Raw genomic sequence first — 13,827 nt, forward strand, 5'->3', positions numbered from 1 at the left:
AAAAAATAATCGCAAATAAAAAAGAGCTCCTCAGGCGAAGCTCTTTTTTAGGATCAAAAATGATGGTTGATTTTATCGAATACCGTGCATCAACTTTTTCAATATCGGGTTGAATACAATGAGCAATAATGCTGTAAATGCTGGTATAATCGCAAAAATCATAAAGAAATAACTCATCGAATGTTCTGCTACAATTTTATCGATCGTTGATCCTAAGAATCCACCAATAAAGTTGGCGATTGCAGAAGCGCAGAACCAAAAACCAAACAATAATCCTAAGAATTTTTTTGGCGAAAGTTTCGATACATAAGAGAGTCCAACAGGAGATAAACACAATTCGCCTGTCGTATGGAAGAAATAAGCGATTACTAGCCAAATCATGCTCACCGATGCGGTTTTTGCTCCTTGCGGAATTTCACTTGCTCCGTAGGCCAAAACGGCAAATCCGACACCGACCAAGATCAAACCCATTGCAAATTTTATTGGTCCAGAAGGATTCCAAACTTTCTCCCAAAATTTACTGAAACTTCCAGCCAAGGCAATGATGAAGAATGAGTTGAGAATCTGAAACCAAGATGCAGCAACCTCTGTTTGCACAGCATTGAACTCTCTAGAGATTTTCCAAATACCCAATCCCCAAATGATGATGAATGAGATGGCAGTAAAAATAATGGTCAACGGATATTGCTTGAATATTTTTTTTGCCAACGCGTACAACACGACAGTCACAATTGCAATAGGTACAATGGTGAGCAGAGTGTCGATCCATTTGAATGTGATTGCTGTATTGCCGTCGAGTACACGCTGGGTATAGTCGAGTGCAAAAATAGACATCGATCCGCCAGCTTGTTCAAAAGATAGGAAGAAAACGATACTTGCCAGCATCAGAATTCCTACCACAATAAGTCGGTCTCTCACAATGTTTGCTGGTAAAACTTCTTCTTCCTCTTCTTCGTGATTTTGTATTTTTTTGTCGTGGAAAGCTTGTAATGCTTTTGGAGATTCGCCAATGATTCCGAAAATTTTGTTTCCGAAATAGAATTGCAACATACCAAAAAACATGAAGACACCCGCTAGTCCAAATCCGTAATGCCAACCAATTTTTTCGCCTATATAGCCGCACAACAGCATTCCTAAAAATGCTCCTGCATTGATTCCCATGTAGAATATGGTATAGCCCGCATCTTTTTTCGAGCTGTTGTCGGGGTAAAGATTTCCGACCATCGACGAAATATTGGGTTTGAAAAGTCCGTTCCCTAAAATCATCAAGGCTAATCCTAAATAAAAGAAATTCTGGTTGAATCCTTCCAACGCCATCGAAGCGTGACCAAGCGTCATGATGAGTGCTCCCAGCAAAATCGCTTTTTTGAATCCCGTTAATTTATCGGCAATCATACCGCCAATCAGTGGGGTTAAATATACCAATCCAGTATACCATCCGTATAATTTCATGGCGTCTTCTCGAGTCCATTCCCATCCGCCTTCGGCTAAAGAGCTTACTAAAAATAAAGTTAATAAAGCCCGCATTCCATAATAACTGAAACGTTCCCACATTTCGGTAAAGAAAAGGACGAATAGTCCAGCAGGATGCCCGTTTACCATTTTCTCGTCCATACCCAAATTGTGGAGATGACGAACTAAACTTTTGTCTTCACTCATGTTGTATTATTTTATTTTTTTTATAAATTTTCTAATATATAATTGGTCATCAAATTGTACAATTGTATTCTCGTTTTTCCACCGTAGATTCCGTGGTTTTTATCGGTATAGATGTGCATATCGAATTGTTTGTTGGCTTGTGTCAATGCTTCGGCAAGTTCGTAAGTATTCTGCACATGCACGTTGTCGTCTGCTGTTCCGTGTATCAAAAGTAAATTTCCTTTGTTGAATTTATCGACATGGTTGATGGGCGAGTTATCGTCGTATCCGCTAGCATTTTCTTGTGGCGTGCGCATAAATCGTTCGGTATAAACAGTGTCGTAAAAACGCCAACTGGTCACTGGTGCCACCGCAATTGCCATTTTAAAGAGGTCGTTGCCTTTGAACAATACATTGGATGCCATGAACCCTCCGTAGCTCCAACCCCAAATTCCGATGCGCGAAGCGTCTACATAAGGCAATTTTGCCAAGGCTTTTGCCGATGCAACTTGGTCTTCTACTTCATATTTACCGAGTTGTAAATAGGTCTGTTTTTTGAAATTTGCGCCTCTCAAACCTGTTCCGCGTCCGTCAACTGCTACAACCAAATATCCTTTTTGGGCGAGCATCAAATGCCATTGATCGTTGGCGTTGTACCAAGTATTAGAAACCGTTTGTGAGCCTGGACCAGAATATTGATACATCAATACTGGATATTTTTTTGTTGCGTCGAAATCCTTTGGTTTGATGATATAGGCATTCAATTCGAGTCCGTTTTCGGTTGTCAGGGTGAATAATTCTTTCGTACCCGCATTGTCGGCAAGATAAACCGATTTTATCGAGGCGTTATCTACAAAATTTCCGAGTTTTTTCGCAGTTTCCGTTTCCACCAAAGCAATCGATTTCGGGTTGTTTACCGAGCTGTGCGTGTTGATGAAATATGAAAAATCTTTACTGAAATCGGCCTTGTTGATCCCTGCTTGCGAAGTGAGCATTTTCAGGTTTGTACCATCCAATTTTATCGAAAAAATCTGACGCTCTGTCGAAATTCTTTTTCCGTTGTTGGCGTTCGACTGAAAATACAAGGTTTTCGTTTTGGCGTTTACACCGTAGAAATTGGTAACCTCCCAATCGCCTTTGGTAATTTGCCGAATAAGTTTTCCGTCTTTACTATAATGATACAAATGTCTGTTCCCATCACGCTCAGAAGTCCAAAGCAAAGAGTTGTTGTCGAGGAATTCTAAGGTCAAATCATCGGTTTCGATCCAAGCTTTATCGGTTTCGGTAAAGAGTTTTTTGGTCTGATTTTTTGTGATGTCTACCATCGAAACATCGACTTTGTTGTGGTGGCGATTCGATGTGACAACGGCTAAAAGATTCGCGTCTTGGGTGAATTTTATTTTCGGAATATAGTAATGCTCAACCTTGCTCAAATCTACTTTTTGAGTCGATTGGTTTTTGAGCTGATAGACCTGTAAACTCACCTCCGAATTGTCTTCTCCGGCTTTCGGATATTTGAATCGCATTTCGCTCGGATACAGGTTTTGATAATAAATCGGGATGAAAACTTCTTTCACCTTCGATTCGTCTAAGCGAACATAGGCGATTGCAGTTCCGTCTTTGTTCCAATCGAAATTGCGTACAAACCCAAATTCCTCTTCATATACCCAATCATTGATTCCGTTCAGAATATGATTTTTCTTTCCGTCGAACGTAATTTGTACTACTTGATTGCTCGTTAAATCTTGGTAATATAAATTGTTCTCGAAAGCAAAAGCAACTTTAGAATTGTCTGGAGATAACAACGGTTCTTGAATCGGATTTCCGTTGTGTATCACAATTTTTTGTTTGGTTTTCGTATCGTAAATTTCGAAGGTAGCCGTGAAAGAATGGCGATAAATCGGCGTGGTATTTGTTTGTAAAACAATATAACGCTCGTCGTTGCTGTAAAAATAATCATCAAAACTACCAGCAACAATCGTTTCGTAATTTACGTCTTTATTCAAAGCGCCAAGATAAGTTGCTTGTTGAATACCTTTTTGATTGAGCGTGGTGAAATTTTTCCCATCCTTCATCGAATTGATGCCGAAGAGTCCTTTCTCATAATAGCGACCGCCATAGATTTTGTCTACAGTAATCGTTTGACCAAATGCTAAAACATTCGTTATCAGACAAAATTGGGTCAAAAGGTTTTTAATCATAAGTGTTAAAAATTGCTTAAAACATTCAAATATATAAAAATAATGTTTTATTCGGTTGCAAACCTGCTATTTTAGCATATTACTAGAAAGAATGTCGAAAGCAATCCACACATTCGATTCTTATTTATAATTTTGTACCAAAACAAATCCAAAATGAACAAACAACCAGTAGAGGGATTTTCTAAACTGTCTAAAGACGGTAAAATAGAATGGTTAGTGAACGAATATTTGAACGGGGACGACAAGGCAATCAAAACCCTGAAACAATATTGGAATAATGATGAAGACCTGCAAAAACTGCACGACGAATTCTCAGAAAACACCATTTCCAACTTTTATATGCCATTTGGGTTGGCTCCAAATTTCTTGATCAACGGCCGTTTGTACACCATACCAATGGCAATAGAAGAATCGTCGGTTGTTGCCGCAGCATCCAAGGCTGCTAAATTTTGGATAAATCGAGGCGGATTCAAAACTACCATTCTTTCGACCGAAAAACTTGGGCATGTACATTTTATATTCAAAGGCGATTGCAACAAGTTGAAAACCTTTTTCGATGAGGTGTTGAAAGACAAATTGCATCAAGATACAGCAGATATTACCAAAAATATGCGAGCGCGAGGTGGTGGAATTTCTAAATTAGAATTGATTGATAAAACCAGCCAAATGGAAAATTATTTCCAGATCAAAGGAACTTTCGAGACCGTAGATTCTATGGGAGCCAATTTCATCAATTCGTGTTTGGAGCAGTTTGCCCAAACTTTACAAACCGAAATTGCCACGTCGAGCATTTTTTCAGACCAAGAAAAAGAATCTTTACAAATCGTTATGTGTATTTTGTCTAATTACACGCCAGATTGCATGGTAAGAGCCGAAGTTTCTTGTAAAGTAGAAGAATTGAAAGACGGAAAAGTGTCGGCAGAAGAATTTGTAGAAAAATTCACTCGAGCGGTTCGTATCGCAGAAATAGAGCCTTATCGTGCCACAACTCACAACAAAGGAATCATGAACGGTTGCGATGCTGTGGTGATTGCGACGGGGAACGATTTTCGTGCCGTAGAAGCTTGTGCGCATACGTACGCAACAAAAGATGGCCGTTATTCATCGCTTACTCATTGCGAAGTGGAAGATGGAATTTTCCGTTTTTGGATCGATTTGCCTATTGCAGTGGGCACGATTGGTGGCCTTACTTCGCTGCATCCCTTGGTGAAGTTGGCGTTGGATATTTTGGGAAAACCAAATGCCAAAGAATTGATGGGATTCATCGCGGTTGCAGGACTGGCACAGAATTTTGGAGCACTTCGGTCGTTGGTCACCACCGGAATTCAAAAAGGGCATATGAAAATGCATTTGATGAATATCCTCAATCAGCTCGAGGCGACAGAAGAAGAAAAGCAATATTTTGTAAATTATTTCAAAGATAAAACGGTTTCGCATCATGCGGTGATCAACGAGTTTTGTCGTTTACGCGGGGTGAGTCATCCCGATGAGTTGAAAAAAATCGATTGATTGAAATCTAAAACTTTTAATAAAAGTTCAGCTTTTTTTTGATGATAAAACGATGGGAGAAGATTTTTTGAAGGAATATCAAGCGAAAGCGAAACAAAAACAAGCCGAACACAGGACTTTTTTGGCTAAGCTCAGAAAGAGACCCCCCAAGAATTTGGATCAAGAAATGCAACGTATTCACGATGAGGTTTTCGATCGTATCGATTGCCTATCGTGTGCCAATTGTTGTAAATCAACGGGACCACTTTTTACCCAAAAAGATATCGAACGTTTGGCTTATCTTTTTCGATTGAAACCAAGTCAATTCATCGAGAAATATCTTAGAATAGACGAAGACAATGATTATGTTTTACAGCAATTGCCTTGTCCGTTTTTAGATTCAGAAAACTATTGTTTGGTGTACGAAGATCGACCGAAAGCGTGCAAAGAATATCCGCATACAGACCGCAAAAAGTTTCATCAGATCAATGATTTAACCCTCAAAAACACCCAGATTTGTCCAGCAACCTATGAAGTTGTTGAGCAGATGATTGCCGAACTAAAGCTATAGAATCGTTTAAGATTGTCGAAAATCCACTCTCAAGGTTATGATATTCTAAAGTTTTGAATCTACGATTTGAAATATTCTGTTATATTTAGTGCATAATTTTAGTACATTATGCAAGAATATACACAAAAGACCAATTGGGGGCAATTCATCCCGCTGATTTCGGTGTTCTTTTTTTGGGGATTTGTTGCCGCAAGCAACGATATTTTGATTCCCGTTTTCAAACAAGCGTTTGACCTTAGCCAATTTCAGAGTCAGTTGGTTGCCTTTGCTTTTTATGTTGCCTATACCGTGGGCTCTCTGATTTATATGGGGATTTCTGCTGTGATGGGTAAAGATTTGATCAACACGATCGGATACAAAAATGCCCTGAGTTTAGGATTGGCAATCTCTGCTTTGGGTACGATTTTGTTCTATCCGGCAGCCAACCAGCAGTCATTTGCGCTCATGTTGTCGGGATTGTTCGTCGTGGGTTTGGGGTTTTCTTTACAACAGACCGTTGCAAATCCTTTGGCTGTGCTCATGGGACAAAAAAATACAGGATCGCAACGACTAACTATGGCGGGCGGAATCAACAATTTCGGGACGACTATTGGTCCTTTGATTGTTGCTTACGCAATCTTTGGTAGCGTAGCTTCTGCCAATACTACGGCGAGCATCGAGAGTGTAAAAACACCCTATTTGATTTTGGGTTTGGCGTTTTTGGTAGTCGCTTTGTTGCTTAAATTTTCCAACATCCCCAACAAACCATCGGAGGAGCAAGAAAATGTAGAAAATTGCACAGGAACCAATGATCGCAAATCTGCCCTTTCTTATCCGCAGTTGGTTTTGGGTATGATTGCCATCTTTGTGTATGTAGGAGCAGAGGTTTCTACTGCGAGCAATATGCCTGCCTATCTAGAGAAAGATTTAGAGTTTTCGGTGGTCGAAATTGCGCCTTACATCTCGTTGTATTGGGCAAGTATGATGATTGGTCGCTGGGGTGGAGCGGTTGAGGCTTTCGGATTTGCTAAGTCAACAGAAAAAATCATGAAGTTTGTGTTGCCTTATGTGGCATTTGGTATTTTTTTGTTGGTCAACAAAATAGCTGGACACGATTTGCAACCGTTTTATATCTATAGTTTAATCATTTTGGTTTTGATTGTTGCCGATTATCTAACCCAAGGGAATCCTGCGCGTATGTTGCTTATTTTCTCGATGTTTGCAATTACCGCCTTGGTCATTGGCATGGCGAGTTCGGGTATGGTGAGTGTCTATGCGTTTACCAGTGTCGGTTTGTTTTGTTCTACACTTTGGCCTTGTATTTTTGCTTTAGCCATCAGTGGTTTGGGTAGACATACCAGCCAAGGAAGTAGTTTTTTGATCATGATGATCATGGGCGGCGGATTCATCAGTGTGGCGCAAGGTTATTTGGCCGATATTAGTTCGATTCATTATAGCTATATCATTGTTGTTTTGTGTTTTGCGTACTTAGCTTTTTATGCAATTCGTGTAACGCAGATTTTGAAAAATCAAGGAATTCGCTTCGATGAAAATGCAAAATAATCTTGTTGTATTCATTTAATCAATAACCAATAAAAAGTTGAAGTTGTGAATATCATTGTTTTTATATTTCTACTGTTGCCTATTGTTTACCAAGCTATTTTTGGTTTTCGGGCGAATAATCATCAAGCGATTGTGAAACAAGGTTTGCAGAGTGCCGGCATGGAGGTTCTTGGTGTTGCCATTGTCTATACGGTTTTGCATTGGGCAGGCGATGATTTCAAAACTACGGTACTTTATACGGGTATTACTTTTCTTCTGAGTATCGGGTTGTTGGTCTTGATACAGAATATTTTACTGTATCTGCGAAACAACCAATCTTGATTGCCAATGTTGCTTTTGCAAAGGTGGTATCCTTTTTAGTAATTAAATTTAACAATTTGTTAAATAAAAAAAACTATTATGCTTGACTAATGTTTAATTTAAAATACACACACATAAAAAAAACAGCTTTAATTTTAGGTTTTATTTTATTAGGTAATTTTTCATTTTCAAAGAATTAGGAAACTGACCCATCAAATGCAATCGTTGAAAATCTTTTAGATCAAGAACATCAATCAGCTTTAAAGGATTTTAAATGTTATAGATATATATAGGATATAAACGGAAATATAGTTGGAAAAGTAGAAGTTCCATGTCCTGATGAGATAATTGTTGTGCAAGATTAATTATCATTAAATTACAGAAATTATGAGAGTTTTATTTGTTTTCTTGATTTGTTTTTTATCGGTTCAAACTCAAGCTCAGGCTTATTATATAGAATAGGATCTTGTTCGTTCTATAAACTATATAGATTTTTTTGCTAAAAGTGAGTGGTATATAGATTCAGATAAAACTCTTTTTCTATTACATCCTTATCAAAATTTGTTGAAAGATGGTCAAGAAGTAAATACTAGCGTTGGCGACGGAGTGGTCATGAGCAAGGTCAATGAATTATGTAAAGATCCAAAGAAATATTATCTCGATTTTGCTAAGAAAAAACGATTAGAGTTTTTGTATGAGAACGATTGTCGTGCGTCTATGTGGGTAGAAGAGCCATACCAAGCTGTTGAATGGACGATTCTGAACGAAACAAAAACCATAGGAGAGTTTACTGCAATTGCAGCCGAGACTTATGTGGGCGATCGAAAATGGGTCGCATATTTTACCTTGGCTATTCCAATCAGTTATGGTCCGTGGCGTTTGCACGGTTTGCCTGGATTGATTTTGGAAGCTCATAGTTTGCCAGACGGTAGAAATGATGTAGGCGCAGATCCCAATGCTCCCGAATTATTTTCTTTCAAATTGGTTCAGTTCAAAGAAACTAACCAATCGATTGACTTTCCGAAAATCTAATCGACCTAAATTTTTGATGAGTATAAAAACAATATCATCAAGCGCGAAACCAATTCGATCAAATACCTGAGAAGTTCTGTGCCTAATATGGTATTGGATTTAGACATTCCATTGATCAAAAGTATAAATTTTATAGAAGACAGAATAATTAAAAAAACGGATGAATGATAAGGAGTTTAGACTCAAAAATTTTTTTTCTGATTTCTTTCATTCTGTCGACATGTTTTGGTTTTTCGCAAACAATTGAAGGAGTTGTCTATTCAGAAATAGAGGAGGGATTACCCCAATGTACTATCTTGATCAAAGATTCTCAGAATCCAAATCAACTTTTAAAACATAGCCTGTCCAACCAGAATGGCGCGTATTCTATCACCGTCAATCCAGGTGTAAATGAATTCATCTTAGAGTTTACTAAATTGGGTTATGAGTCAGAAAGTTTTCGTTTCAAAACCTCAGAAATTAGCGAGAAAACCAAGCTCGATGTGACCTTGTATGAGTCTATCGTGAGTTTGGATAGTGTTTATATCCAGCGAGCGCCCCGAATTCGGGTGAAAGAAGATACCGTGAGTTATAGAGTTTCGGCGTTTTTAGACGGAACAGAACAGAAAGTTGAAGACCTTTTGCGCAAATTGCCCGGCGTGCAAGTTGAAGCCGACGGTCAGGTGAAGTATAAAGGTAAATATATTGAAAAACTTCTGCTCGAAGGCGATGATTTGTTCGATCTGAATTATGCTATCGGAACTAAAAACATGAATGTTGGCATGGTGGATCAAGTCCGAGCGATAGAAAACTATTCAGAAAATTCGCTGTTGTCTGGAATCGAACATAGCGATAAAGTAGCTTTGAATTTGAAGCTGAAGAAAAATATACTCGATTTTTCGGGAAACCCATCCTTTGCTTACGGAATTGAGAATCGGCACCAAACCGATAGCAATACATTGATGATTTCGAGAAGAAATAAAAATTTCTCCAACATTCCGTACAACAACATCGGAGAAAATTATTCGCCTTTTGATTTCTTTTCAAACAACTCTTTCAGCATCAATCGTATGAGCCAATCGGCGATGGCGCCAAGGCTGATTGCAGATAACACCTTTTCTAATCGTTTGGATAACGCTCGATCTACGATCAATGACAATTGGTTCGGTTCGATCAATCACATTTTCAAACTATCGAACCGTGTCAATGCGAGATTTATTTTCGCTTATTTTCAAGATAAATTGAACATCAATCAAAACAATACCTCGAACTATATTTTTGATGACGGATAGTTTCTATCGACTTCCCAAAATGAAACGAACGTGAAAAAACCAGAAGTTTTTAACGGAAGTTTGAAAATAAGTTGGGAAACTTCGAGCCGTTCTTCTTTAGATTTTTTATCGTTTTGGAACAAAGAAAATATCAGAACTCGTTCGAATTTGCTCACCAATCATCAGCACGATTTGTCTACATTTTTGCACACCAAAAGCTATTTTACACAACAACAGCTTTCGTTCACTCAAAAAATAAAAGACAAAAACACCATTCAATTCAAGAGTTCATTTATATACCACGATAGCCCACAAAACTTCGAGCTTTATCCTGGTTTGGATGTACTTACTGGGCAAATCGCTTTGGGTATCGAAAACCAACAATTGAGTAATTTTCTGAAAAAGAATTGGAATTTTGAGTCGATTTTATTTAGCTTAAATGATAAAGATAAATTTCAATTCTCAGCTTTTCTCAATTTTAATCAAAATAGATTGAAAACTCATCTCTATCAAAATAATCAAATTGTCAATGATTTGTATGTCAACGATTTAGAGTACGATCGTTTGCAGACATAATTTGAAGGAAATTATAATTTTGATTTTGATCGATTGAATATAAAAACTACTTTGGCGGTAAAAAATTATTGGTGGAAGAGAGTTGAAGATTGGAATGCAATCGACACCCAACATGATAAGTTGGTTGTTTCTCCCTCTCTGAACCTGAACTATAAGTTGAATCAATTGATGAAAGTTTTTGCAAATTATAGTTACGACCAAACGCCTGTAAACGACAATAGATTGTTTGCTTCTTATGTGCTGACTTCGAATCGTTCGGTGAGTAGAAACGAAATTTCGGACAAATTACATAAAAAACATCATATCTTATTGGGTTACAATATGTATGATATGTACAAATTGTTTACGTTGGATTTTAACCTTAATTATACCATTGAGCAAAACAATTTTTTTGCGAAAACCTATGTGACAGAGAATTTAACCCAAATTGAATACTTGTTTCTTCCAGAGTCGAATATTGGATTCAGTTCGTTCTTGAGTTTAGAAAAATTCATTCCCGCGTTTAGTACATCTTTCAAACTCAGCGGGATTTACGTCAATAATCAATACAAAAACATCGTAAATAATTCAGATATCAGAGACAATCGATTAGAATATTATCAATTGGGTTTGCTCGGTAAATCGGCTTTTAAATCACGCATCAATTTCGAAAATGAATTCAAACTTTTTTATACCACCGCAACAAACAAGGGTGTAGAACAGAAATTTAACAATACCTATCTAAATAATACGTTCAAACTTATTCTGAAACCGCATCAATATATAACCTCTACCCTCAATTACGATAATTTTTCGCCCAATCAAAAACACGCCATCGATTATCATTTTATAGATGCATCTGTTCGTTTTTCAGATCCCAACAAAAATTTTACCTATAGTCTAATCGCGAAAAATATCACGAATAATAAGTATTTCGACGAGATTAGGATTTCAGATTATTATGAATCTTTTTCTTCTCAAAGTTTGAATAGAGCATATTTATTATTCGCAATTGGATTTAAATTTTAAATCAATACCATTGTATCACCGCAAATTCAAAAGAAATATAGAATTATTTTTTCTGTATATAAATCAGATAGTCAACCACTTAAAAATTTCAATAACTTTTCTTTGAAAAATTTTTCAAAAAAAGCTTGGAAGTTGTATAAAGCTTGTTATCTTTGCAACCGCTTTACAAAAAAGCAGTAGTTCATTGGTAAAGAAAATTTTTGAGAAGGTTTTTTAAGTTAAAAATTCAATCGAATTTATTTTTAAAAATTCTTTTGTCAATTTATAAAAAGTTCTTACCTTTGCGCTCGCAACTTTGAAAAAAGGTTTTGCGAATAGAAAAAGAGCAGTTCATTTGAAAGATAAAATAAACTTAGAAGAAACAAAATAAGCCAAGAACCGTCAATTTGAGTTTTTAGGATTTAGGCATTGTAAAAAGAAATAATTATTACAATGGAGAGTTTGATCCTGGCTCAGGATGAACGCTAGCGGGAGGCCTAACACATGCAAGCCGAGCGGTATAAGTAGCTTGCTACTTAGAGAGCGGCGTACGGGTGCGTAACGCGTATGGAACTTGCCCTTATCAACGGGATAGCCCAGGGAAACTTGGATTAATACCGTATAATATATTGATTGGCATCGATTGATATTGAAAGATTTATCGGATAAGGATAGTCATGCGTAAGATTAGCTAGTTGGTGAGGTAACGGCTCACCAAGGCGATGATCTTTAGGGGTCCTGAGAGGGAGATCCCCCACACTGGTACTGAGACACGGACCAGACTCCTACGGGAGGCAGCAGTGAGGAATATTGGACAATGGGTGGAAGCCTGATCCAGCCATCCCGCGTGTAGGACGACTGCCTTATGGGTTGTAAACTACTTTTCTCTGGGGATAAACCTACTCACGAGCTGAGTAGCTGAAGGTACCAGAAGAATAAGCACCGGCTAACTCCGTGCCAGCAGCCGCGGTAATACGGAGGGTGCGAGCGTTATCCGGATTTATTGGGTTTAAAGGGTCCGTAGGCGGCTAAATAAGTCAGTGGTGAAATCCCTCAGCTCAACTGAGGAACTGCCATTGATACTGTTTAGCTAGAATTTGTATGAAGTAGCTAGAATGTGTAGTGTAGCGGTGAAATGCATAGATATTACGCAGAATACCAATTGCGAAGGCAGGTTACTAATACAACATTGACGCTGATGGACGAAAGCGTGGGGAGCGAACAGGATTAGATACCCTGGTAGTCCACGCCGTAAACGATGGATACTTGCTGTTGGATTTTCGGATTCAGTGGTTAAGCGAAAGTAATAAGTATCCCACCTGGGGAGTACGATCGCAAGATTGAAACTCAAAGGAATTGACGGGGGCCCGCACAAGCGGTGGAGCATGTGGTTTAATTCGATGATACGCGAGGAACCTTACCAAGGCTTAAATGTATTTTGCTGTATTCAGAAATGGATATTTCTTCGGACAGAATGCAAGGTGCTGCATGGCTGTCGTCAGCTCGTGCCGTGAGGTGTTAGGTTAAGTCCTGCAACGAGCGCAACCCCTATTTCTAGTTGCCAGCGTTTAAAGACGGGGACTCTAGAGAGACTGCCGGCGTAAGCCGCGAGGAAGGTGGGGACGACGTCAAGTCATCACGGCCCTTACGTCTTGGGCTACACACGTGCTACAATGGCCGGTACAGAGGGCAGCTACCTGGTGACAGGATGCGAATCTTCAAAACCGGTCTCAGTTCGGATTGGAGTCTGCAACTCGACTCTATGAAGCTGGAATCGCTAGTAATCGCATATCAGCCATGATGCGGTGAATACGTTCCCGGGCCTTGTACACACCGCCCGTCAAGCCATGGAAGCTGGGGGTACCTGAAGTCGGTGACCGTCAAAGGAGCTGCCTAGGGTAAAACTGGTAACTAGGGCTAAGTCGTAACAAGGTAGCCGTACCGGAAGGTGCGGCTGGAACATCTCATATTTAGAGCAATACGATGTTTAGGTTATTATGACTCAAATTGTCTTGGCTTAGTTTTTTCTAAAAAAAATAAATAAACGAAATAAAAAGGAAACAGACCACTCTTTTTAGAGTTTAGAAAGAGTCTCATAGCTCAGCTGGTTAGAGCGCTACACTGATAATGTAGAGGTCGGCAGTTCGAGTCTGCCTGAGACTACAGCTTGGTTAACACTAAAAAAGAGGGGAATTAGCTCAGCTGGCTAGAGCGCCTGCCTTGCACGCAGGAGGTCATCGGT

At 38.6% G+C, this 13,827-nt stretch carries 10 protein-coding genes, 1 tRNA gene and 1 rRNA gene; 10 read left to right on the forward strand and 2 right to left on the reverse strand.

What is annotated here, in order from left to right:
• Positions 1-72: 72 nt before the first annotated feature.
• The gene (locus BN8061_RS07290; protein ID WP_094745886.1) at positions 73-1,659 is read right to left on the reverse strand and encodes a peptide MFS transporter; all 1,587 of its coding nucleotides are present in this window, start codon (positions 1,657-1,659) and stop codon (positions 73-75) included.
• Between the two features lie 20 nt (positions 1,660-1,679).
• Positions 1,680-3,839 (reverse strand): S9 family peptidase, encoded by a 2,160-nt coding sequence (locus BN8061_RS07295; protein WP_068597820.1) that lies wholly within the window; start codon positions 3,837-3,839, stop codon positions 1,680-1,682.
• 153 nt (positions 3,840-3,992) lie between these two features.
• On the opposite strand from BN8061_RS07295, the gene BN8061_RS07300 reads away from it, so the two are divergent.
• The 10 genes from BN8061_RS07300 (at position 3,993) to BN8061_RS07345 (ending at position 13,748) form a co-directional block, all read left to right on the forward strand.
• Positions 3,993-5,348, forward strand: coding sequence for a hydroxymethylglutaryl-CoA reductase, degradative (locus BN8061_RS07300; RefSeq protein ID WP_068597822.1), 1,356 nt, complete (start codon positions 3,993-3,995; stop codon positions 5,346-5,348).
• A 52-nt stretch (positions 5,349-5,400) separates the two neighbouring features.
• Positions 5,401-5,898: a YkgJ family cysteine cluster protein gene (locus tag BN8061_RS07305; RefSeq protein ID WP_068597824.1), complete on the forward strand. Its 498-nt coding sequence runs from the start codon at positions 5,401-5,403 to the stop codon at positions 5,896-5,898.
• Between the two features lie 108 nt (positions 5,899-6,006).
• Positions 6,007-7,440 (forward strand): MFS transporter, encoded by a 1,434-nt coding sequence (locus BN8061_RS07310; protein WP_068597825.1) that lies wholly within the window; start codon positions 6,007-6,009, stop codon positions 7,438-7,440.
• Between the two features lie 45 nt (positions 7,441-7,485).
• Positions 7,486-7,761 (forward strand): hypothetical protein, encoded by a 276-nt coding sequence (locus BN8061_RS07315; protein ID WP_154662281.1) that lies wholly within the window; start codon positions 7,486-7,488, stop codon positions 7,759-7,761.
• 540 nt (positions 7,762-8,301) lie between these two features.
• Positions 8,302-8,772 (forward strand): GLPGLI family protein, encoded by a 471-nt coding sequence (locus BN8061_RS07320; RefSeq protein ID WP_068597829.1) that lies wholly within the window; start codon positions 8,302-8,304, stop codon positions 8,770-8,772.
• Positions 8,773-8,936: 164 nt separating this feature from the next.
• Positions 8,937-10,043 (forward strand): carboxypeptidase-like regulatory domain-containing protein, encoded by a 1,107-nt coding sequence (locus BN8061_RS07325; protein ID WP_068597831.1) that lies wholly within the window; start codon positions 8,937-8,939, stop codon positions 10,041-10,043.
• A 30-nt stretch (positions 10,044-10,073) separates the two neighbouring features.
• Positions 10,074-10,598, forward strand: coding sequence for a hypothetical protein (locus BN8061_RS07330; RefSeq protein WP_068597833.1), 525 nt, complete (start codon positions 10,074-10,076; stop codon positions 10,596-10,598).
• 33 nt (positions 10,599-10,631) lie between these two features.
• Complete coding sequence (locus BN8061_RS07335) at positions 10,632-11,606, forward strand: TonB-dependent receptor (RefSeq protein WP_068597834.1); 975 nt, start codon at positions 10,632-10,634, stop codon at positions 11,604-11,606.
• Between the two features lie 429 nt (positions 11,607-12,035).
• Positions 12,036-13,555 (forward strand): 16S ribosomal RNA (locus BN8061_RS07340).
• A gap of 119 nt (positions 13,556-13,674) precedes the next feature.
• Positions 13,675-13,748, forward strand: a tRNA-Ile gene (locus BN8061_RS07345).
• The last annotated feature ends 79 nt before the right edge of the window (positions 13,749-13,827 follow it).

Source organism: Vaginella massiliensis, assembly GCF_900089075.1.
GTDB lineage: Bacteria > Bacteroidota > Bacteroidia > Flavobacteriales > Weeksellaceae > Weeksella > Weeksella massiliensis_A.

Coding starts and splice junctions, on each gene's coding strand:
- BN8061_RS07300 (WP_068597822.1), top strand. CDS start 3,993: ATGAACAAACAACCAGTAGAGGGATTTTCTAAACTGTCTAAAGACGGT.
- BN8061_RS07325 (WP_068597831.1), top strand. CDS start 8,937: ATGATAAGGAGTTTAGACTCAAAAATTTTTTTTCTGATTTCTTTCATT.
- BN8061_RS07295 (WP_068597820.1), bottom strand. CDS start 3,839: ATGATTAAAAACCTTTTGACCCAATTTTGTCTGATAACGAATGTTTTA.
- BN8061_RS07305 (WP_068597824.1), top strand. CDS start 5,401: ATGGGAGAAGATTTTTTGAAGGAATATCAAGCGAAAGCGAAACAAAAA.
- BN8061_RS07290 (WP_094745886.1), bottom strand. CDS start 1,659: ATGAGTGAAGACAAAAGTTTAGTTCGTCATCTCCACAATTTGGGTATG.
- BN8061_RS07310 (WP_068597825.1), top strand. CDS start 6,007: ATGCAAGAATATACACAAAAGACCAATTGGGGGCAATTCATCCCGCTG.